This window comes from Desulfoluna sp. HI9BLuna (assembly GCF_056829775.1).
Genome location: NZ_CP186555.1, coordinates 1,157,444 through 1,179,512 on the forward strand (window position 1 = coordinate 1,157,444; position 22,069 = coordinate 1,179,512).

17 protein-coding genes and 6 tRNA genes are annotated in these 22,069 nt (G+C 59.1%); 2 read left to right on the plus strand and 21 right to left on the minus strand.

All coding sequences use genetic code 11. From position 1 onward, the window contains the following. The first annotated feature begins 223 nt into the window (after positions 1-223). Positions 224-679 carry an N-acetyltransferase gene (locus tag ACOYW0_RS04515; protein WP_482417371.1) on the plus strand — a complete coding sequence of 152 codons (456 nt, stop codon included), beginning with the start codon at positions 224-226 and terminating at the stop codon, positions 677-679. A gap of 119 nt (positions 680-798) precedes the next feature. Here ACOYW0_RS04515 and ACOYW0_RS04520 read toward each other — a convergent pair whose 3' ends face one another. The 9 genes from ACOYW0_RS04520 to ACOYW0_RS04560 all read right to left on the minus strand — a co-directional run bounded on the left by ACOYW0_RS04520 (position 799) and on the right by ACOYW0_RS04560 (position 12,108). Further along, positions 799-1,860, minus strand: coding sequence for a hypothetical protein (locus ACOYW0_RS04520; RefSeq protein WP_482417372.1), 1,062 nt, complete (start codon positions 1,858-1,860; stop codon positions 799-801). Positions 1,861-2,463: 603 nt separating this feature from the next. Next, complete coding sequence (locus ACOYW0_RS04525) at positions 2,464-3,642, minus strand: phosphoglycerate kinase (protein WP_482417373.1); 1,179 nt, start codon at positions 3,640-3,642, stop codon at positions 2,464-2,466. Positions 3,643-3,716: 74 nt separating this feature from the next. Further along, complete coding sequence (locus ACOYW0_RS04530) at positions 3,717-3,989, minus strand: hypothetical protein (RefSeq protein WP_482417374.1); 273 nt, start codon at positions 3,987-3,989, stop codon at positions 3,717-3,719. Positions 3,990-4,009: 20 nt separating this feature from the next. After that, on the minus strand, positions 4,010-4,738 hold the full coding sequence (gene radC, locus ACOYW0_RS04535; RefSeq protein WP_482417375.1) for a RadC family protein: 729 nt from the start codon (positions 4,736-4,738) through the stop codon (positions 4,010-4,012). 204 nt (positions 4,739-4,942) lie between these two features. Further along, positions 4,943-5,962 (minus strand): NAD(P)H-dependent glycerol-3-phosphate dehydrogenase, encoded by a 1,020-nt coding sequence (locus ACOYW0_RS04540; RefSeq protein WP_482417376.1) that lies wholly within the window; start codon positions 5,960-5,962, stop codon positions 4,943-4,945. A gap of 208 nt (positions 5,963-6,170) precedes the next feature. Continuing rightward, complete coding sequence (gyrA, locus tag ACOYW0_RS04545) at positions 6,171-8,741, minus strand: DNA gyrase subunit A (protein WP_482417377.1); 2,571 nt, start codon at positions 8,739-8,741, stop codon at positions 6,171-6,173. Between the two features lie 335 nt (positions 8,742-9,076). Beyond that, complete coding sequence (locus tag ACOYW0_RS04550) at positions 9,077-10,198, minus strand: AI-2E family transporter (protein ID WP_482417378.1); 1,122 nt, start codon at positions 10,196-10,198, stop codon at positions 9,077-9,079. A gap of 118 nt (positions 10,199-10,316) precedes the next feature. After that, a complete protein-coding gene (locus tag ACOYW0_RS04555) occupies positions 10,317-10,475 on the minus strand; it encodes a hypothetical protein (protein ID WP_180140537.1) in 159 nt (52 codons plus the stop codon). Positions 10,476-10,821: 346 nt separating this feature from the next. Beyond that, positions 10,822-12,108: a thiolase family protein gene (locus ACOYW0_RS04560; RefSeq protein ID WP_482417379.1), complete on the minus strand. Its 1,287-nt coding sequence runs from the start codon at positions 12,106-12,108 to the stop codon at positions 10,822-10,824. A gap of 152 nt (positions 12,109-12,260) precedes the next feature. Here ACOYW0_RS04560 and ACOYW0_RS04565 point away from each other — a divergent pair, with 152 nt between their 5' ends. Continuing rightward, complete coding sequence (locus ACOYW0_RS04565; RefSeq protein ID WP_482417380.1) at positions 12,261-13,019, plus strand: NRDE family protein; 759 nt, start codon at positions 12,261-12,263, stop codon at positions 13,017-13,019. 620 nt (positions 13,020-13,639) lie between these two features. On the opposite strand, the gene ACOYW0_RS04570 is transcribed toward ACOYW0_RS04565, so the two are convergent. The 12 genes from ACOYW0_RS04570 to ACOYW0_RS04625 form a co-directional block, all read right to left on the minus strand. Then, the gene (locus ACOYW0_RS04570) at positions 13,640-14,983 is read right to left on the minus strand and encodes a replication-associated recombination protein A (RefSeq protein WP_180140531.1); all 1,344 of its coding nucleotides are present in this window, start codon (positions 14,981-14,983) and stop codon (positions 13,640-13,642) included. A 347-nt stretch (positions 14,984-15,330) separates the two neighbouring features. Beyond that, a complete protein-coding gene (gene der, locus ACOYW0_RS04575; protein WP_180140528.1) occupies positions 15,331-16,788 on the minus strand; it encodes a ribosome biogenesis GTPase Der in 1,458 nt (485 codons plus the stop codon). A 178-nt stretch (positions 16,789-16,966) separates the two neighbouring features. Continuing rightward, positions 16,967-17,044 (minus strand) — tRNA-Glu (locus tag ACOYW0_RS04580). 4 nt (positions 17,045-17,048) lie between these two features. Continuing rightward, positions 17,049-17,124, minus strand: a tRNA-Lys gene (locus tag ACOYW0_RS04585). 31 nt (positions 17,125-17,155) lie between these two features. Next, positions 17,156-17,233: transfer RNA gene (locus ACOYW0_RS04590), tRNA-Glu, on the minus strand. A gap of 3 nt (positions 17,234-17,236) precedes the next feature. Further along, a tRNA-Lys gene (locus ACOYW0_RS04595) sits at positions 17,237-17,312 on the minus strand. Between the two features lie 33 nt (positions 17,313-17,345). Continuing rightward, positions 17,346-17,423: transfer RNA gene (locus tag ACOYW0_RS04600), tRNA-Glu, on the minus strand. 3 nt (positions 17,424-17,426) lie between these two features. After that, positions 17,427-17,502: transfer RNA gene (locus tag ACOYW0_RS04605), tRNA-Lys, on the minus strand. A 146-nt stretch (positions 17,503-17,648) separates the two neighbouring features. Continuing rightward, positions 17,649-19,097: a TrkH family potassium uptake protein gene (locus ACOYW0_RS04610; protein ID WP_482417381.1), complete on the minus strand. Its 1,449-nt coding sequence runs from the start codon at positions 19,095-19,097 to the stop codon at positions 17,649-17,651. Continuing rightward, complete coding sequence (gene trkA, locus ACOYW0_RS04615) at positions 19,097-20,461, minus strand: Trk system potassium transporter TrkA (protein WP_482417382.1); 1,365 nt, start codon at positions 20,459-20,461, stop codon at positions 19,097-19,099. Before trkA ends, ACOYW0_RS04610 begins: the two co-directional genes overlap by 1 nt. Before the next feature lie 464 nt (positions 20,462-20,925). Then, positions 20,926-21,399, minus strand: a complete 474-nt coding sequence (locus ACOYW0_RS04620; protein ID WP_482417383.1) for an amidohydrolase family protein — start codon at positions 21,397-21,399, stop codon at positions 20,926-20,928. Beyond that, positions 21,377-21,964, minus strand: a complete 588-nt coding sequence (locus tag ACOYW0_RS04625) for a hypothetical protein (RefSeq protein ID WP_482417384.1) — start codon at positions 21,962-21,964, stop codon at positions 21,377-21,379. The genes ACOYW0_RS04620 and ACOYW0_RS04625 overlap by 23 nt, the downstream gene beginning before the upstream one ends. Positions 21,965-22,069: the final 105 nt, after the last annotated feature.

Here is a 22,069-nt window from a genome sequence, read left to right on the forward strand (position 1 = left end):
CATCGGTTATACATTCAACCTGTTGCCAGCGTAGGACCCGGGGCAAAAGGGACCCGAAGCCCTGTCTTCGACACCCCTTAAGGCCATGGCACCGCGCCGCAGAAGCGGACAGGAACCCGGAGACGTTTCCATAGAGACCGCCCCCCTTCCCAACGCTTTGTTTACGCGCCCCGACACGTTTTTGGATCAGCGCACCACCTTTATTATCCTTGGATAGCGACCCATGATACGAAAAGCCACCATTCAGGACATCAAACAGATTCACGCCCTCCTCTCGGAATACGGAAACCGCGGGGAACTCCTCTCCCGCCCCTTGAGCGAGCTCTACGACCATGTGAGGGATTTTTTTGTGTACGAGGACCGGGAAGCGGGAATCATCGGATGCGGGGCCCTGCAGTTCTGCTGGGAAGACCTCGCCGAGGTGCGCTCCCTTGCCGTCCACCCCGATCACACCGGCAAGGGCATCGGCAAGATGCTGGCCCAGAGTGCTCTGGACGAGGCCGTGGCCTTCGGTATCAAGGATATCTTCACCCTCACCTACCGACCGGGATTCTTTGAAAAGATGGGTTTCGGCATCATCGATCGATCGGAACTTCCCTTAAAAATCTGGAGTGACTGCATCACCTGCGTGAAGTTCCCGGACTGCGATGAGATCGCCATGCGCCGCCACCTGATTTAAAACCGGCAGCAAGAAGCCGTTTTCTATAAAACAAAAAAAAACGCCCCGTCGACAACCTTTGTCAACGGGGCGTTTTTTGTTTGTGGGTATCGGAAACCGGACCCTTTTCCGGGCCGGAATCAGGTGTAGACCACGTTCACACTCAACAGGGGATATTTCCACACACCGGGCTTGGGCATGATCAGCTGATTGCAGATGGTGGTCCAGGCGGTCTCCGCCTTGATGGCACGGATCTTTCCGTCCTGGGGAGGCCTGGCCGGCGGTGTGTGGTCGTAGTCCACGCGGAGGATGCAGACCCCGTCCTTCTCCTCGTAATCGATGACATAATTGCTGGTGAAGGTCTCCAGATTCATGGAGTTCTCTTCGGACACCTCGAGCATCTCCTGGAGAGTGAACCGCACCAGAATGTACCGGGAAATACCCCGCTCGGAAAATCGCAGCACGGAGCGCGACTCGCTGCTGGAGACGTAAACCGTTGAGATGGAGTTGAGCCGCTTCAGGTACTGGGCCGCCACGCTGGCCGCCGTGCGCCGCCCACCCGCCATGATGGGCAGGCCGTACATCTCAAAAAACTTCTTCTGGATATCCTCGGCGGTCTTGTCGCCGCGCTCATAAAGATCCTTGATGATATAGCGCAGGTCCTTGCCCATCTCTTCGGCAGCCTCGGAAATGGGCCAGTCGATGCGCACGTGGTAGTGGGAAAGGGCGTAACGGTCCGTGGCACGGGAGACCGGGTCCCTCTGGATAAGCAGGGCATAATCCACGGGGAGCATCTTGCGAAGGAACCCGCTGAATCCGATGGAGTCCAGGTACTTCCAGCCGCGGTCGAACTCGTCCGAAAGGTCCAGGACCCCCGAGGCGATGAGGTTGCTCTTCACCGTCTTGTTGACATCGAAAAAACGGATGTACTTTTTATAGGACGCGGGAAGGGTGTCCTCGATGAAGATGATGAGAAAAGCGTTGTGCTCCTCATACTCCTGACCGGGAATACGCGCCCTCGGTTTGAGCTCTCGCCGCTCGACAAAGGGGTAATCCATGTTGTTTTTCTTAAAATTATCGTACGACTCCACCAAGCCGTATTGCAGGACAAACTCATCCAGATCGTCCCGCAGCACTTCGTAATAGACGCGCCTCAGTTTATGGGCGCGGCTGAGCTCTTCCCTGTAGCCCCAGTATCCCAAAGGACCCCCCGTCAAAGGTGTATCGCCCGACCCCGCCTCGTTGCAGGGTGAGCGTCGTTCATGTAGTGATCCGCGACAACGTGTTGTCCGAACGCCTGTGACTCGGCAAAGCGAAACGGACACGTCCCCGGACGCATAAGCATAATTGAGGTGGCAGTGGTGTCAGCGACTTGTCAACACGGCAGACTAAGAGGCCGGAAACGAAGGGAACGCAAGGGAGGCGAAAAGGCAGATCGCCCACTCGGCGCGTCTGTTGCCCCCTGGCCTAACCTGCTGAATTCTTTCTGTGTAGGGAAGCCCCTGCAGGTACGCAACGCGCGTTCAGAGCCCTTGAAGTGCCGGAGCAAGTCCTGTGATCCGAAGTTTTAGCGGTTCATGGCTGGACACATCACAACATCTTGTACCATGTTTCCTGGGGAGGGTCAACCGGATTGCGCACAGAACTGAACGTATAGGCTGCTATTTCAGCGTGTTTTAAAGCCCTTTCCGTCCAACAAAAACGGCCCCGGCTTCAGCAAGGAAGCATCGGGACCGTTTATTTTCGCGCATTATCGCTTAAAAATGGTGTTTTTCAGCGACAGGCATGGCTGACAAATGCCACCTTTATCCCTCAAGGTAGGTCACGCCGGGCAGGGGCTTGCCCTCCATGAGGGTCAAAAAAGCACCGCCACCGGTGGAGACATAGGAGACCTTATCCACGGCACCGGCCATGTGAAGGGCCACGTCGGTATCCCCCCCACCCACCACGGTAAGAGCTTCAGCCTCGGCAACAGCGGCCACCAGCCCCAGGGTCCCCTTGCTGAAGGGCGCCATCTCAAAGGCCCCCATGGGACCGTTCCAGACGATGGTCTTGGCCTGGGCCACCACCTGGGCGTAGGTTTTGACGGTTTCCGGACCAATGTCCAGCATCATGGTGCCGTCGGGAATGGAATCCACAGGCACCGCCTCGAAGTCGGCCTCGGCGCTGAACTCTTTTGCCACCAGACCATCCTCGGGCAGGTACAGGGGAATCCCCTTCTCCCTGCAGGTGGTGATGACGGCCCGGGCATTTTCCAGCATCTCGTCTTCCACCAGGGAGTTGCCCACGGAGAGGCCCTGGGCCTTGAGGAAGGTGTTGGCCATGGCACCACCGACGATCACCTTGTCCACGACGTTGAGCATGTTGGTGAGGGCCCCCAGCTTGCTGGAAATCTTGGCACCGCCGATGATGGCCACCAGGGGACGTACCGGTTCCCCCATGGCTTTGTTGTAGAAATCAATCTCCTTTTCCAGAAGGAGGCCTGCGGCCTTCTCGGCCACCTGCTCGGTGATGGCGGCCACCGAAGCATGGACCCTGTGGGAGACGGAAAAACCATTGTTGATATACACATCGCAAAGGCGGGCGAGCTTGGCGGCAAAGGCCGCGTCGTTGGCCTGCTCTTCGTCGTAGTAGCGCAGGTTTTCAAGGAGCAGCACCTCACCGCCCTTCATGGACGCCACCATGGACTCCACCTCGTCTCCCACGCAATCCGGGGCCATGGTCACCTCACGACCCAGAAGGCCGGAGAGGTGCTTGGCCACAGGGGCCAGGCTCATCTCGGGAACGCGCTTGCCCTTGGGACGGCCGAGGTGGGAGGCCAGGATCACCTTGGCACCCTGCTCCAGGGCGTAGGTGATGGTGGGCAGGGAGGTGCGCACGCGGATGTCGTCGGTGATGTTCAGCCCGGCGTCCATGGGCACGTTAAAATCCACACGGATAAAGACCCGTTTTCCTGTAATGTCCAGTTCCTTGATTGTCTTCATCGATTTTTGTCCTTAAATAGAAATTGAGTGGAAAAAAGCGACCCGGCGAACCGTTGCGTCGCCGAAAAGGTGCTTTATACTTTTCCTTTTTTCCCTTTACCGGCCAGGGCCTTCTTCCTGGACCAACGCGCCAGAAAGGAGAGGTTCCCCGCATCATAGGCCCTGTCGATGCGCTCTTCACGCACGGTGTCCGCATCAGGGTCGGACGACAGGGCAGACCGCAGGCACTGGGTTTTATGGGGGCAGGCCATGCAGCGCTCCGGGGAGTGGCGCAGGCCGTCCTCGCTAAGGGGAAACACCTCCTCCATCACCCCGTAACACACCGGCTTTTTGGGTTCGTCGCTCACTACAGGCAACTCCTTATGGTTCAGGGCCCGGAGGCCACCGCCTCGGCCTCCCGGACGAAGCGGTCAATGTAGCCGTGTTCGGCAAAACTGTAATGGCCGGAGGCGCCGATGACCAGGTGTTCATGGACCGTGATGCCCATGACCTGCAAGGCGCCCACCAGCTTTTTGGTCACACGGATGTCTTCGCCGGACGGGTCCGGCTCCCCGGAGGGATGGTTGTGGGCGAAGATCACGGCCGCTGCTTTGTGGGAAAGGGCCGAGCTCACCACCTCCCGCGGATAGACCGCGCTGGAAGTAAGGCTCCCTTCAAAGAGCACGTCCGATGCCACCACGCGGTTCTTGGCGTTCAGGTACACCGCCACAAAACACTCCCGCCGCCGATGACCGATGGTAAGGGTCAGGTAGTCCATGAGCTCCCGGGAGTTGAGAATCCGGGGCTGGTGGACCATCCGCTCCTCCAGGTAACGGCCCGCCACCTCCTTGATGAGGCGCAGGCCGAAGAGGTTCGTGGCACCGATGCCGGGTATCTCCATGAGTTCCCTGTCCTCGGCCTCAAACACCGCCTGAAGGGACCCGAAGCGCGCAAGGGCCGCCTTGGCAGGCCCCTTGCAGTCCCTCCGGGGCGTTGCCAGGGTCAGAAGCAGCTCCACCACCTCGTAGTCGTGAAAGCCTTCAAGGCCACCTGCAAGAAAGCGCTCCCGCAACCTCTGCCGATGCCCCTGCCGGTCATCCGTCTCCCCTGTCGCCATCTTAAAACCCTCCTCAAGTCCGCACATGCTCAAGGGCCCTCGTCCCTCGGGCTTGTCACATGTGCTGACGGGCTGCGCCCGTGTAAGCCTCCGGCGGCCCTGCCGGAGGCTAAACTTTTAAAAAGTTTAACAAACAGGTTTCAACATCCGTTTCGAATGGATTCTGCTTTAAAGGTGGCTCACCTTGCAGCCAAAGGCATCGCCTTACAGATCCATCTCGTTTTTCAGGTCCCGGGTCATGAGGCGACGGATGGACTCCGCCGGGTCCCGGCCGTCAAAGAGGATATGGTACACCTCGTTGCAGATGGGCAGCTCCACCCCCAGTTTGTGGGAGAGGTTGTAGACCGAACGGGTGGTCTTCACCCCTTCGGCCACCATGCGCATCTCATCCAGGATCTGGTCCAGGCTCATGCCCTGGGCGATCTTCATGCCCACGGTGTGGTTACGGCTGAGATTCCCCGTGCAGGTGAGAATCAGGTCCCCCACCCCGGCAAGACCGGAAAAGGTCAGGGGCTCGGCACCCATGGTCAGGCCCAGGCGCTTCATCTCGGTGAGCCCCCGGGTGATCAGGGCGGCCCGGGGGTTCAGGCCTGCGTCCATGCCGTCGCACATGCCCGCGGCAATGGCGATGATGTTCTTCATGGCCCCGCCGATCTCCACGCCGATGGGGTCGTTGTTGGCGTAGACCCGGAACACGGGAGAGGCGAAAACGCTCTGGACGGTCCGAGCCACCTCGGGGTCCTTGCCGGCCACGGCCACCACCGTGGGAACCTTGGCGGCCACCTCTTTGGCAAAGCTGGGGCCGGAAAGCACGGTGATCTGCCCTTCGGGGACCTGGGGGAGGCACTCGGCCAGAACCCCTGTCATGGTGAGGTGGGTCTTGTTCTCAATGCCCTTGGAGGCGCTCACCACAATGGTCTTTTCATCCATAAAGGGAGCCATCTCCGTGGCGATATTCCGCATGTGATGGGAGGGCACCACCACAAGGACCAGGTCCTTGCCGCCCACGGCCTGCTTGAGGTCGCAGGTGGGGGTGATGATGTCGGGAAGTGTGGCACCGGGCAGGAACACCTTGTTCTCACGATCCGTCAGAATCTGATCCCTCACCTCCTCTTCAAAAACCCAGAGATCCAGCTCAAATCCATTTTCCGCCAGCAGAAACGCCAGGGCCGTCCCCCAGCTTCCGCCGCCGACAACCCCGATCTTCATTGTCTTGTTGTCCATACAGTCCTTATCTGTTGCTTGTATCGCCCCGTCGATCCGTCGTCGCCCGCGTTTTCGTGCGGACGGAGCATCCAGAAAGCCCTCCGTGGTGCGGTGGCCGGAGGGCTTTGGTGCCCATGATGGTTTACGAACAGTTCGCAGGATGGTTAAAGAAAAAATGTCCTCAAACGAAAAATGGCGGGGCAAGCCCCGCCATCTTTATCATAATCTATGCATCATCGGTGGGCCCTTGAGCCTCCCCCGAATCCTCTTCCGGGGCATCGGGCTCATGGGGTGAGCCCTCCTCGGAAGCATCGGCCTCGGGGGCTTCGCCCCCGGCCCCCTCAAGGGCCTCGGCCTCGTCGTCTTCTTCCTCTTCCTGCCACGGCAGGCGAACCGCCCCGGCCACATGCTCCCCGTCGTCCAGACGGAAGAGCTTGACGCCCTGGGTGTTTCGGCCCACCACGGAGACGTCTTTGACCTTGATGCGGATGAGTTTGCCGCTGTTGGTCATCATCATGACGTCGTCCTCGTCGTCCACGAGGAGCAGGGAGGCCACGTTACCGTTCCGCGCGGAGGTCTTAATGGAGATAACCCCTTTGCCGCCTCGGCCCCTCAAGGGGTATTCCTCGACGGGCGTACGCTTTCCGTAGCCGTTTTCCGTGACCATCAGCACCTTCTCCCCGGGATGGAGGACCTCCATGCTCACCAGGTAGTCGTCATCCACGAGCCGCACCCCGCGGACACCCTTGGCGCTTCGACCGGAGGCGCGAACATCGGTCTCTTTGAACCGCACCGCCTTGCCCTCACGGGTGGCCATGAGAACATCCATGGCACCGTCGGAGAGACGGGCAGAGACCAGTTCGTCGCCGTCGGCAAGGCCCACGGCAATGATGCCCCCCTGTCGGGGACGGCTGTAGGCCATGAGGTCGGTCTTCTTCACCGTGCCGTTGCGGGTGGCGACCACCACAAACTGCCCATCTTTGAACTCGGGCACGGCAAGCACCGTGGTGAGCCTCTCGCCTTCCACAAAGTTGAGGAAGTTGACGATGGCCCGCCCCTTGCTCGTCCGGCTCGCCTGGGGAAGCTCGTAGACCTTGCTCCAGTAGACCCGGCCGAGGTTGGTGAAGAAAAGGAACATATGGTGGGTGGAAGCCACAAAGAGCTTCTCCACGAAATCGTCATCACGGGTGGCCATGCCCACGCGGCCCTTGCCGCCCCGGCGCTGGCTCTCATAAACACTGATGGGCGTTCGCTTGATGTACCCGCGGGTGGAGACGGTCACCACCATGTCCTCTTCTTCGATGAGGTCTTCCAGGGAAATATCGCCGGTGGCCTCCACGATCTTGGTGCGGCGCTCATCGGCAAACTCTTCCCGGATGGTGGTCAGCTCGTCTTTGATGATGTTGAGCACGATGCGCTCGCTGCCCAGGATCTCCTTGAACCAGGCGATGTCCTTCAAGACCCCTTCGTACTCTTCCAGGATCTTTTCGCGCTCCAGGCCGGTGAGGCGCTGCAGTCGCATGTCCAGAATGGCCTGGGCCTGAAGGTCGGAAAGGCCGAAGCGGCTTTTCAGCCCCTCTTTGGCTTCCACCGGGTTCTTGGACTTGCGGATCAGGGCCACCACCTCGTCAAGGTTATCCAGGGCGATCTTGAGGCCTTCCAGGATATGGGCGCGGGCTTCTGCTTTCCGAAGGTCGTAGACCGTCCTTCGGACCACCACCTCTTTTCGGTGCAGCAGGAAGTGGTCGAGGAGCTCGCGAAGGGTGAGGAGCTCGGGCCGGTTGTTCACAACCGCCAGCATGATCACCCCGAAGCTGCTCTGCATCTGGGTGTGCTTGAAGAGCTGGTTGATCACCACCTCTCCCATGTGGTCCCGCTTGACCCCCATGGCGATGCGCATGCCCTTTCGGTCGGACTCGTCCCGCACATAGCGGATGCCCTCGATGACCTTGGCCTTCACCAACTCGGCGATCTTTTCGATAAGGCGCGCCTTGTTCACCTGGTAGGGAAGCTCGTGGACAACGATGGTCTCGCTGTCGTCTTTCTTGGCCTTTTCAATCTCCACCTTGGCGCGGATCTTGATGATCCCCTTGCCGTTTGTGTAGGCTTCGCGGATCCCCTTGCGGCCGTAGATAATACCGCGGGTGGGAAAGTCCGGCCCGGGGATGTACTCCATGAGCTCTTCGCTGGTGAGCGTCGGGTTTTCGATTAAGGCACACACACCGTCGATCACCTCCCCCAGGTTGTGGGGGGGGATGTTGGTGGTCATGCCCACGGCAATCCCTGAGGAGCCGTTCACCAGAAGGTTGGGGAACTTGGCGGGAAGCACCGCGGGTTCAAGAAGGGATTCGTCGTAGTTGGGAACCCAGTCCACGGTCTCTTTGTCGAGATCCGCCAGCATCTCATGGGCGATCTGCCGCATGCGCACTTCCGTGTATCGCATGGCCGCGGCCGAGTCACCGTCGATGCTGCCGAAGTTGCCCTGGCCGTCCACCAGGGTGTACCGAAGGGAAAAGTCCTGGGCCATACGCACGATGGTGTCATACACGGCCGTATCGCCGTGGGGGTGATACTTACCGATGACATCACCGACGATACGCGCCGATTTCTTGTAAGGCTTGTTCCAGTCGTTTTTCAACTCCCGCATGGCAAACAGAGACCTGCGGTGTACCGGTTTGAGTCCATCCCGGACATCGGGAAGGGCCCGGCCGATGATGACGCTCATGGCATACTCGAGATACGATTTTTTCATCTCGGTCTCGAGGCTGATATGAGGAGAGCTTTCCAGTTGAGTCATAGGGTTCACTACCTTCATCTGCTAACGTGCATGTCCAAAGTCGCAATGGCACCTGTATCCGAAAAAACCGACAATCGGAAATTCGTGACGGCCTCGCAAACGTTGGGGACCTTCGGGAAAAACCCCCATGCAGGGAAACCGGCCTTTGGGGCCGGCCCGCTGATCGGTGTATGTCGGGCCGGAGAGTACACCCCTGCCCGCCTGGCCGGCACACGTCACGAATGGCCGACCCGTTTTTTTCCTGAAGTCCCTTGCATTTAAAATTCATCGCCTCGGGGACCCGAAGCGCCCGGTTTCACGGGCTATACAGGAAGAAGCCATCCTGTGGGGGATGGCTACTCGTCAAGGTTTTCTTCCGAGACCTCATCAAGGTGGATCCGGGTTTGTCCCTCGGGCTCCACAAGGCTTTTGTAACTCTTATTATATATATCCGATAAGGTCAAAAAAAAGGTGACCACAAGAGGGCCGTAGATGATCCCGAGAATCCCGAAAAGCTGGAGTCCGCCGATAATCCCCAGAAAGACCAGGAGGGTATGCATCTTGATGCGCTTGCCCACCACCGCCGGTTTAAACAGGTACTCCACCCCCCCGGAGAGAACCCCGTAGATCACCAGGACGGCAATCCCCGCCCCCATGCGCCCTATGACCATGAGCCAGACAGCCACGGGCAGAAAGATGATCCCGATGCCCACGATGGGCAGAAAGGCGAAAAAGGCCATGAGCACGCCCCAGAGAACCGGGGAGCGAAAGCCCAGAAACGCAAACACCACCCCCCCGACCACGCCCTGGATCATGCCGCTGATACCGTTGACCACCAGCACGGCCCCTGCCATGTCCTTGAACTTCACGAACAATTTGGTGTCCTGGTCGTCGGGCAGCGGAGACAGGTCGATGATGTACTGAAGCAGACGGTGACCGTCCAGAAGCAGGTAATAGATGATGATCAGCATCAGGATAAAATTGATGACGAACTTCAACAGGTTGGAAGCAACGGCGTTGGCCTGGTTCAAAAGCGTCAGCCCCACGGACTTGCCCATGTCCGTGATGGGCTGGATGAGCTCGTCAAAGGTGAGGCTCAGGTCGAAGTTGGCCAGGATGCTGTTGATCCGCCCCAGGATGTTCCGGGAAACGAAAAACTGCTTGACCGCATCCACCACCTCCGGGCTCACGGCCCTGATATAAAAGTTGTGGACCTCGTTGGCCAGAACCCCCACGAACAACACGATGGGGACAAACAGCACCAGAAAAATAAGAACACAGGTAAAAAACGAGGCGTACCCGGGAGGCACCCGGCGTTTGAAAAGGGTGTACACGGGAAAAAAAATACCGCTGACCACGGCCCCCATGACAAGCACGGAGACAAAGGGCCAGAGCAGTTTTCCAAGCAGAAACAGCGAAATAAGAAAAAGGATCAGGAAAAACCAGAGAATCAGGTCGCGGGGTGTTTTGTCCAGCATAGAAATAAAGATCCACACCCCCGGGCATGGCCCCGGCTAAAGGGCTCATCGGGGTGTCATGGGCCGAAAAGGGGCGGGGCCGACATATCCGGCCTTGCCGCCCCCCGGCTGAAATGGGCTACTTCCGAAGGATCGAGAACACACCCGCAAAGAGCAGGGTTTCATAGATCACAACGGGAAGTAATGCGTGACCGAAAAGGGCAAAGACGATGCCGCCGCCCATAATGGCGGGAACACCGGAAAAGATCATGATACCAGCCTTCTGTGCCTTGTCCATCGTATCAAAAGCCTCCTTGGTTTAAGCAGCATATCGCAAAATCAATCGATTTTCCCTTAAATCGAGTGATTTACATGTAACAACAACGCCCTCCCAAGTAAAGCAAAAAAGCCCCGGGCAAGGGATCTTGACGAGATGTCAGAAGGGCAAAAAGGGGTGCGCATCCCTTGCCGACGGCCAGCGGCCGCTGACACACAAGAAAACCGCCTGAAAAAAAGGGCAGATACCTGCAGGGACGCCCACACACAAACGCCGGGGCGCGTCCGGCCTGTGAAGCAGGGCCGAAGCGCCCCGGCGCAAGATGCCGCAGGCAAAAACACCCAGGGGCGATTTTGTGCTCACGAACTTACCGCTCGATCACCATGGCCATGCCCATGCCGCCGCCGATGCACATGGAGATCATGCCGGTGGCAAGATTTTCCCTCTGCATCTGGTACATGCCGGTGACCATCTGGCGGGCCCCGGTGGCTCCGATGGGGTGACCCAAGGAAATACCGCTGCCCAGCTGATTGGGCTTGTCCACGGGAATGTTCAGCTCCCGCATGCAGCCGATGGCCTGGGAGGCAAAGGCCTCGTTGAGTTCAATCATCTCGATGTCGGAAACGCTCATACCCAGGCGCCCCATGACCTTCCTTACAGCCGGGATGGGCCCCAGGCCCATGTACGCGGGATCAAGGCCGCCGGAGGCAAACCCCTTGATCCTGACGATGGGGGTGAGCTCAAGCTCTTTTGCCTTCTCTTCGGTCATCAGAAGAACCGATGCCGCGCCGTCGTTGATGCCCGAGGCGTTGCCCGCTGTGACCGACCCGTCTTTTTTAAAGGCAGGGCGCATGCGGGCCAGTTTTTCCATGGAGGTCTCCATGGGCCGCTCGTCCACGTTGAAAATCGTGTCCCCCTTGCGGCCCTTGATGACCACATCGGCGATCTCGGGTTTGAACACGCCGGTCTTGATGGCGCCCAGGGCCCTGTTGTGGGAGAGCAGGGCCAGCTCGTCCTGCTCCTGGCGGGTGATGCCGTATTTTTCAACGATGTTCTCGGCCGTGATTCCCATGTGGTAGCCGTAGAAGATCTCGTAGAGGCCGTCAAAGACCATGAGGTCCGTAACCTGGCCCACGCCGGTGAGCTCCATGCGATGACCCCATCGCGCCTTGGGCAGGGCCATGGGGGCGTTGCTCATGGACTCCATGCCGCCTGCCAGCACCACCTCGGCCTGGCCGCACATGATGGACTGGGCAGCAAGGGCAATGGCCTTCAGGCCGGAGCCGCATACCTTGTTCAGGGAAAAGGTGGGGGTCTCCTTGGGAAACCCGGCACGGATCATGGACTGGCGCGCAGGGTTCTGCCCCTGGCCCGCCTGGAGTACATTGCCCATGATCACCTCATCCACGACAACCGGGGTGGCGGACTCATCCCAGTCGCGACCCTTGGCTTCCAGCTCGGTGATGCCCTGGTCTTTCAACGCGTCGGGACAGGCAGCGCGCATCTCATCGCTCAGGTCGGGGCGGAGGCCCGCTTTCTTCAGGGTCTCTTTCATGACCACGGCCCCCAGATCGGCCACACCGACACTCTTGAGTCCGGCACCAAAGGTGCCGACGGCGGTCCGTGAACCGCTGACAATCACAACATTTTTCATGGATTCCTCCCGTTTGTATATTTTGTCATGACTCTGCGAACGTTTCTGCTATGATGAAAAGCTTGATGATCACGTGCGAAAACAAGCGTCGCAACGGCCTGTTTTATCGCACCAAGATGTAACAGAACCGCTAACAAAAGACAACATACGTCATGTGCCTGATCCTTGTTTCCCTAAAGAGCCACCCGTCCTTTCCTCTTATTATCGCCGCCAACCGCGATGAGTTCTATGCACGCGAAACCGCCCCCATGGCCTGGCACGACAGTGCTCCGCCCGTCCTCTGCGGCACCGACCTTAAAGAGGGAGGCACCTGGATGGGGATTACCGAGACCGGCCGGTTCGCAGCCCTCACCAACCACCGGGACCCCTCCCGCATCAAGCCGGACGCAGCCTCCAGAGGCTGGATCGTCTCCGAGTTCCTGAAAGGGACAGACGACGCACCGGCCTTTGCCGAAGCCCTGAGCCAGACACGGCAAAACTACAACGGCTTCAACCTCCTCTTCGGCACCGTGGACCGCCTCTACCACTACAGCAATATCTCCGACACCCTCACCGAGCTGCCCCCCGGGGTCCACGGCGTCAGCAACGCCCTACTCAACACCCCCTGGCCCAAGGTGGAGACCGGAAAAAAAGAGCTGGGCGCCCTTGCCCACCCCGACGAAGAGGCCCTCTTCTCCCTTCTTGCCGACCAAACCGTGCCCGAGGACGCCCTCCTCCCCGACACCGGAATGACCCTGGAATGGGAACGCATCCTGGGCCCCCTGTTCATCCACAGCGAGGTCTACGGCACCCGCTCCAGCTGCCTTGTCACCCTGGACACAGACCGCACCCTCACTGCCACGGAGCGCACCTACACCCCCGCCGGTCCCGCCGACATCAACGGTGAGCGACGGTTTCAATTCTCGGTATAAGACGCCTCCGGCGGCCAGGTGGGGGCACCTGGAAACCCTATGGCGAATGCATGAAGGCAGCCATTCAGCTTGCGTTATCGGGGCATTCGCGTGATGTGTGACATCCGGCAACCGCCGTTGCAAGAGAGGCCCATTTCATTCTTCTAAAAACACGATGAAGAACTTTGGGGTTTGCTTGACTTTAAGCGGAATGACTCCGGCGGCGAGGGTGGCGAAAAGAGACCTGTTTTATTCTTCGAAAAACAGACATGGGTCTCTCAGACAAAAAAGGGCACCGAGGGCTAACCGTTGAAACAATAGCGAATGTGATTTTCCCTGAGGAACGAAGGGGGAAAGCGCATTTGCAACCTGCTTTCAAGGTGGCACACCTTGCCGCCGGCAATGCGGTTAAATCCACAAGGGACAAGTGGCAACAACGCATCCTGTTACGTCGAAGCTTGTGAACCAGCCAGCATAAACCATCGGCGTTTATGTCGGGCGAAGCCCGAGCCGAAGGCCCTTGCGCTTTGGCCCGAGGAACGAGGGACAAAGCGCAAGGGCTATATGCTTTCGAGGTGGCTCACCTCGCCGCCGGAGGCACGCTTTTTACCGGTCACTTTAACCATAGATGGCATCTTCTCTTAGCGTTTCTTTTTTGTCCTTGAAATCATCTCTTTCCAGGCGGAAAGGCGGGGACCAACCACGGACTCATAGCCTCGATCGGTGGGGGTGTACCAGCTCTTATCGCTGATCTCGTCGGGGAGGTACTGCTGGGGGACGAAGCCTCCGGGGTAGTCGTGGGCGTAACGATAGCCCTCTTTGTAGCCCAGGTTCTTCATGAGTTGGGTGGGGGCGTTGCGGATGTGCTTGGGAACGGGAAGGGAGCCGCCTCTGTCCACCTCTTCCCGCACGGCGGCAAGGGCGGTGTAGACGCTGTTGCTCTTGGGAGCGGTGGCAAGGTAGACCGCGGCCTGGGCCAGGGCGCGCTCCCCTTCGGCAGCACCCAAAAATTTGTAGGCTTCCATGGCGTGCAGGGCCATGGACAGGGCGGCAGGGTCGGCCATGCCGATGTCTTCGGTGGCCACGGCAGCCATGCGGCGGGCAATGTAAAAGGGATCTTCCCCGGCCTTAAGCATGCGCACCATCCAGTAGAGGGCCGCATCCGGGTCGCTGCCCCGCAGGCTCTTGTGAAAGGCGGAGATAAGGTTGTAGTGTTCGTCGCCGCTCTTGTCGTAGCGGACGGCCTTGCGCTCCAGGAGGGTCTCGGCGTCGGCCAGCACCACACGGCAGCCTTTACCCGCCTCCATGCGCTTTTGCTCCACCATGATCTCCAGGGTGTTGAGGGCCGTTCGCACATCGCCGTCGGCCATGCGCACCAGGTGGTCCAGGGCCTCGTCGTCCACGGCCACGTCCATGCGGGCCAGCCCGCGGTCCTTGTCCTCCATGGCACGTTTCAGCACCTTGAAGATGGTCTCGTGGGACAAGGGTTTCAGGGTCACCACGCGGACACGGGACAAAAGGGCGGGGATCACTTCAAAGGAGGGGTTTTCCGTGGTGGCACCCAGCAAGGTGATGAGCCCGCTCTCCACATGGTAGAGAAAGGCGTCCTGCTGGGCTTTGTTGAATCGGTGGATCTCGTCCACGAACAGAACGGTCTGACGCCCTTTGAGGTTGCGCTCCTTCTTGGCCTCGTCGATGACAGCCCGCACGTCCTTGACGCCGGAGAGTACCGCCGAGATCTTGATGAAGCGGCACTTGGTCTCAGAGGCGATGATGGAGGCCAGGGTGGTTTTACCGCAGCCAGGAGGGCCCCACATGATCATGGGGAAGATGTGGTCCGTGGCAAGGGCGCTTGAAATAAGGCCCCCTGCCCCGGTGAGATGCTCCTGGCCAAAGACGTCCGCAAGGGTCCGGGGACGCATGCGCTCGGCCAGCGGCGCGTTTAAGTTGCCGTGTTCCTCATTTCTGTATTCAAACAGATCCATACCCACCCAAATGGCTTTCCCGATGTCGGACGTGTTGTTCGTTAGGAATGGGACAAAAAACAATGCCTCCGGCGGCCCTGCCGGGGGCCAAACTTTTAAAAAGTTTGACAAACAGGTCTTATGAACGACGTGGACCGGTCGCAAGCTTTCGGAGAACCCACTGTTTCAAACATAAGGGACATTCAACCGGAAAGTTTTTTGCGGAGCTTTTTTCAAAAAAGCGATCCGCCGGAGGCAAGTTAAATAGTGGCGCATTTTTTATCCATCCCCTTGTACCGGCGGCACCACCGCCGGGCCCCTCGTTTTCCGCCTTTAAAAAAGCGGAAACCGAAGGGACAAAGGGCTTATCACTGCCCGTCGCGTTTCAGTTTCTTGAGCCGCTGCTTTTCCCGCTCTTTTTTCTTCTGGATCTTGTTGCGGCTCTCCTTGTCCTTGTGCCCCTTGTTCCGGGTGTTGGTGTTCTCCTCGGGCTTGGGCCCGAACTCCATGCGCCCGGTCTTTTCCCGGAAGATATGTTTGATGGGCGTCTGATCCAGGCCCGTAAAATCACGAATCTGGTTCATGAGGAACCGGCGGTACGAGAAGTGCACCGCATCCGGGTAGTTCACAAAGGAGACAAAGGTGGGAGGCTTCACAGACACCTGGGTGTTGTAGAAGAACTTCAGCCGCTTGCCCTTGTGAAGGGGGGGCGGGGTCCGCTCCGTGGCCCACTCGATGATGCGGTTTGCGTCCCCGGTGGAGACGCGGGTGTTGTACTGATCGTACACGCTTCGGATCTGCCCGAAGATCTTCTCCACGCGCTGGCCGGTGAGGGCCGAGATGGTGGTGAAGGGGGCAAAGGAGAGAAACTTGGCGCCCATGTCCAGGCGTTCCTTGAACAGTTTGGGGTTCTTCTCCCGCTCGGGGACCAGGTCCCACTTGTTGAAGACGAAGATCACCCCGCACCCTTTTTCATGGGCGTATCCGGCCACGGTGACATCCTGGTCGGTGACCCCTTCGGAGGAGTCGATGAGAATCAGGGCCACGTCACAGCGGTCCATGCTCTTGATGGCCTTTAAGACGGAGAACTTCTCCAGCTTGTCCTTGACCTTGCCTTTTCTCCGGATGCCCGCGGTGTCGATGAACCGGTAGAGCTGGCCGTCGCGCTTGAGCATGGTGTCCACGGCGTCCCGGGTGGTACCGGCCACGTCGCTCACCACCAGGCGCTTCTGACCGGTGAGGCGGTTGATAAGGGATGACTTCCCGGCGTTGGGGCGCCCCACCACGGCCACGTTGACGATCTCCTCTTCCTCTTTGGGGTAGGCCGCCGCCTCGGGAAAGGAGGCCACCAGGTCGTCGAGGAAATCAGGCACGCCGTAGCCGTGCTCGCCGGAGACCGGATAGGGGTGATCGATGCCCAGGGAGTAGAAGTCGTAGAGGTTCTCCTCCTGCTTCTCTCCGTCGATCTTGTTGACCACATAAAACACCTTGGGATGAGACTCCCGGAGGATGGTCACCAGGTCACGGTCGTAAGGAGAGATCCCCCCTTTTCCGTCCAGGACCATTACCACGGCGTCGGCCTCGGCCACAGCCTGGGTCACCTGGTCCCGAATGGCGCCCGCAAAGGCGTCTTCGTCGTCGATGAGGTATCCGCCCGTGTCCACCAGCAGAAACGGGGCGTCGTTCCAGAGGGCTTCGCCGTAGTGGCGGTCCCGGGTGACACCGGGCATGTTGTCCACGAGGGCCGTCCGGCTTCGTGTGATGCGGTTGAACAGGGTGGATTTGCCCACATTGGGGCGTCCAATGATGGCGACGATGGGTTTCATGGGTCTTGTCCGTATGGAATTAATCTGGGAGGGTACCGGCGCGGGCGCCTGAATTGAACATACAGGGTTGCATGGAACATGTCACCCTTTTCCAACTGGAAAGGAGCTGCCCAACCCGGTTTTCCCCACACAAAAAAGGGGCTGACTGGATTTTCAGTCAGCCCCTCGTGAAATCAAGTGGCGTCCCCAAGGGGATTTGAACCCCTGTCGCCGGCGTGAAAGGCCGGTGTCCTGGACCAGGCTAGACGATGGGGACATCGTGGTGGGTCGTACTGGGCTCGAACCAGTGACTCTCTGCTTAAAAGGCAGATACTCTACCAACTGAGTTAACGACCCATATGTTCTTTGATCGGGTCTTAAGGCGAAATGGCGTCCCCAAGGGGATTTGAACCCCTGTCGCCGGCGTGAAAGGCCGGTGTCCTGGACCAGGCTAGACGATGGGGACACATGGTGGGTCGTACTGGGCTCGAACCAGTGACTCTCTGCTTAAAAGGCAGATACTCTACCGACTGAGTTAACGACCCGTAATGCGCCTTAAAAGACTCTAAAATGCAGTGTGGCGTCCCCAAGGGGATTTGAACCCCTGTCGCCGGCGTGAAAGGCCGGTGTCCTGGACCAGGCTAGACGATGGGGACGCATGGTGGGTCGTACTGGGCTCGAACCAGTGACTCTCTGCTTAAAAGGCAGATACTCTACCGACTGAGTTAACGACCCGCTGCGTCTCAAAGACTCGAAGCTTATACTCAACTTGTGACGCAGGTGTCAAGCCGAAAGTCACATAAAAATGACGATTCGTGCAGACACGCGACACAGCACCGGCCTAAACCGGTGCATTCACCCCAGATAGAGGCACACCCCTTTTATTTGCGCCAGAACTCCGGCACCAGAAAAATGATGACCGTATAGATTTCAAGGCGCCCAAGGAGCATGCACCAGATAAGGAGCCACTTCCCCCCCTGGGGGATCAGGGCAAAGTTTTCCGCAGGCCCCACCAGGCCGAAACCGGGCCCGATGTTACCGATACAGGAACCCACCGCGGTAAACGCCGTGACAAAATCCACACCCATGCCCGCCAGCACCGCAGAGCAGAGGGCAAACAGGCCCACATAGATGCACACAAAGCCGATGATGCTGCGCATGACGTCCTCGGAGACCGCCTTGCCACCCAGCTTGATGGTGGCCACGGCCCGGGGATGGATCAGCATGTAAAGCTCCCGATAGCAGTACTTCAGGCAAAGCATCACCCGCACGATCTTCATGCCGCCCCCGGTGGACCCTGCCGAGGCCCCGATGAACATACACAGAAAGATCAGCACCTGGCTCAGGCCCGGCCAGAGCTCGTAATCGGCGGTGGCATAGCCCGTGGTGGTGATGATGGAGACCACCTGAAAGGAGCCGTAACGAAAGGCCTCGGGAAGGCTCTGATAGACGGTGCCGTAGATATCGAAGGTCACCGCAACCGAAAGCCCCAGCACAATAATAAGGAACCATCGGCATTCGGAATCCCGCCAGAAGATCAGGGTCCGCCCCCGCAGCATCTGGTAATGAAGGGAAAAGTTGATCCCGGCAAGCACCATAAAGACGATGATCACCCCGTCGAGATAGGCGCTGTTAAAGCCCGCCACCGAGGCGTTCTTCGTGGAAAAGCCCCCCGTGGGCATGGTGGTGAAAGTGTGGCAGAGGGCGTCATAGAGATCCATGCCCCCGAAGAGAAGAAGCACCACCTCCACCACGGAGATCATGGCATACACCTTCCAGAGGATGGAGGCGGTCTCCGAGAGCCGGGGTTTCAGCTTATCCGGCACCGGGCTCGGCACCTCAGCCTTGTAAAGCTGCATCCCCCCCACCCCCAGAAACGGAAGGATAGCCAGGGAGAGGACGATAATCCCCATGCCGCCGAGCCACTGGATCAGGCTCCGCCAGAAGAGGAGCCCCTTGGGCACCGCCTCAATGTTGGTCAGCACGGAAGAACCCGTGGTGGTGAAACCGGACACCGACTCGAAAAAGGCATCCACAAAATGGGGAAACGCCCCGCTTGTATAAAAGGGAAGAGCCCCGTAAAGCCCCACCACAGTCCAGCCCACGGCCACGATGGCCATGCCTTCCCGCTGGCTGATGTTGTCGAAGCTGGTGTCCCGGCAAATAAGGATGGCAATGGCACCGGAGACGGTGGTAAAGCCCGCGGAGACTGCCAGGGCGGCAAGGTCCCCGCCTCCGTAAATCACGGAACAGATCACGGGCAGGAGCATGCAGAGCCCCAGCGCAAAGAGAAGGAACCCGGTAATGTAGGTCACGACAGGCCAGCGCATCAGAAGAACTCCAGCTTGACGGTGAGCATTTTTTCAATGCGGGGAACGGCTTCGCGCGTGGCAAAGATAATCACCCGGTCTTCGGGCTTGATGACGCTGTCCCCGGACGGAATGATCACCTCGTCATCGCGGATGATGCAGATAAGCAGCGCGCCCCGGGGGAAGGAGACCTTGCTGATGGGGGTGTCCACGATGTCCGAGGTCTGCAGGGCCACGGCCTCGATGACCTCGGCCTGCTCGCCGTGAACGCTCATGGCCGAAAGTACCTTGCCTTTTCGGATATGCTGCAGAATGGAGTTAATGGCCGAGAGCCGCGGGCTCACCACCTGCTCCACGCCGATGCTTGCCATGAGTGGCATATAGCTGAACCGGCTGATCTTGGTGATGGTGTTGTCCGCCCCCACGCTCCGGGCAAGCAGGGAGACAAGGATGTTGGTCTCTTCGTCGTCGGTCAGGGAGACCACAAAGTCCATGTCCTTGATGTTTTCTTCCAGAAGCAGGCTCTGATCGGAGCCATCCCCGCAGAGGACCACGGCGCGGTTCATGCGCTCGGCAAGGTACCGGCAGCGCTCCGGGCTCCTCTCCACGATCTTGGTGTGGATGTTCTTGCTCTCCAGAAGGTCGGCCAGGCGCGTCCCGATGAGCCCGCCCCCCACGATAAGCACCCGATTCACGGGTTTCATACGGCGGTTGAAAAATCGCAGGACATCATTGAGCTTGGTGTCTTCACTGATAAAATAGACCAGGTCCCCCACTTGGAGGACATCGTTGCCGTGGGGCACAATGAGTTGCCCCTTGCGCACGATGGCGGCAATCAGAGGACGCACGCCTCCGAGCCGGGAAGAAAACTCGGCCAGCCTGAGGCCGTCCAGGGGGCTCCCCTCCTCCAGCCGCATGCCCACGATCTTCACCCGACCGCCTTCGAATTCACCCACGTCCACGGCGCCGGGCACCCGCATCAGGCGATAGATGGTCTTCACCACCTCGATCTCGGGGTTGATGATGGTGTCGATATGGGGCGCACTGGTCCTGAAGTGCTCATGGTAGGCGTCGTAATCGCCCAGGCGGATACGGGCCAGTTTTTTGGTGGCGGGCGAAAGGATATCGCAGGTAAGGCAGGCCACCAGGTTGGTCTCATCGCTGTCGGTAACCGCCAGCATGATATCCGCCTTTTTCACTCCGGCGTCAATGAGGACCTCGGGGCTGCTGCCCGACCCCTTCACAACCTGCACGTCCAGATTCTCAGAGACCCGTTTCAGGGCCTCGTCACTGGTGTCCACCACCACGACATCTTTATTTTCAAGGGAGAGGCGACTGGCGATGTGAAAACCCACCTCACCGGCTCCTACAATAACGATCTTCAAGCAGTATCTCCTGATCTCATTGGTTTCGGCATTTCCCCCCCGCGCGCCGTCGCCCCCCTCCGGCCTGTCCTCAAACAGGCCCGGTGCCGTCAAGGCACCGATGAGCCCTTACGGCAGCCACCAACAAAGACACCCGCAGGGCGGGTGGTGGGTTGCGGCTGGCCCGTAAAACGGCAGCACGTGCGTTATTCTCCATAGCCTTCAGGAGGTTGCATGGAAAAACGCCTGCAATATATCGCTATGTCATAGCCGATTCGCCAGCCGAGGTCAAACGAATGACCACATGGAACGTTTTTGCAGCACAGCCGAAAACAAAGCCGGGGTTTTCATCAGGACGTCGCCAGAACCGTTTCCCCAAACAACACCCCGGCCAATGACCACGGATCCGGTTCCCCCACCCTTGCGCCTGACAACCATGGAGCATGGCCCGGGGGAACGTCCCCGGACCATGGTTTTTAACCCATTCAGGGCTCCCGGTGCCGGATCACCCGGCCATGGTCCCCGGTGACCCGTTTTCCGCCTTCGATGACAACCTCACCATTGACAAGCACATGGCTGATGCCGTCCGGGTACCTGTTGGGTTCATGGAGGGTGGCCCGGCAGGCGATGGTTTCAGGAGACATCACAGTGATATCCGCCTTCAGTCCGGGGTGAATGCGCCCCCGGTCCGTCATGCGCATGCGATCAGCCGGAAGGCTGGTGATCCAACTCCCCCCGGAAGACATTGCACGCGGCGATACCGATGGCCAGGTGGAATTTTCCCAAAAAATGGACCGCCGAAGAGGGATAAATCCCGGAGAGGTCCTTGTAGCACCTAAGATTCCAGACACAGGAGCCGGGTCTACTCCATTGTAACAGTACAGGGAGGAGAGAAACATGGCGGCGATACAGAGGTTATCGTTGCCCACGAGTTCGTCAATGGTATCCTGGCTCTCCATGAACGACGGCAGGGCCTGAAAAGAAGAGGCGAATGGAAAGGGAGAGGTTCCGGGCCAGATAAAGGCTGAGCCCGAGGATGGCAATGGCAAGCTCCAGAAACCGGGAGAGCTCTTCCCGGGATTTTTCCAGGGTGCGCTCTTCGTCGCAGAAAGCCAGCATCTGCTCCAGTGTCTCGGTGAGGAGCACCCGGAGCCCGGCCGTGACCGAAACCTCCAGCCGGTTGGAGATGTCGGCCACCAGGGCTTCAAACACAGCGATCTCGTCAGGGCCGCGGAGCCGATCTATCTCGGAGAGAAGCCCTCCTCGGTAGGCCCGGGCCTCCAGGGTCGGGAGGTGGGCCCTGATTTCAGCTCGACTCAGCCCATCCGTGGCCAGCTGCCAACACGCTGACCCACAGGCGTGTGCGAGCCCGGCCCCGTGGAGCCCCCGAAGGGCAAGGGACGTCTCCCGGATGGTGCTCCCCGTCCATTCGGCAAGAACGGACTCATGAATGTGGGACCTCACAAACGCCAGCACACTCAAGGCGACAACCTGATCTTCCGTCAATGCCGATAAACGATGCACAGCTCTCCCCGCTCTTAAACATTGCCTGCACCACGGCATAACCCGAAGCAACGCCAAGGGGCGCAGGTTTTCATTTACAATAAACGTATACCCCCGACGATATGG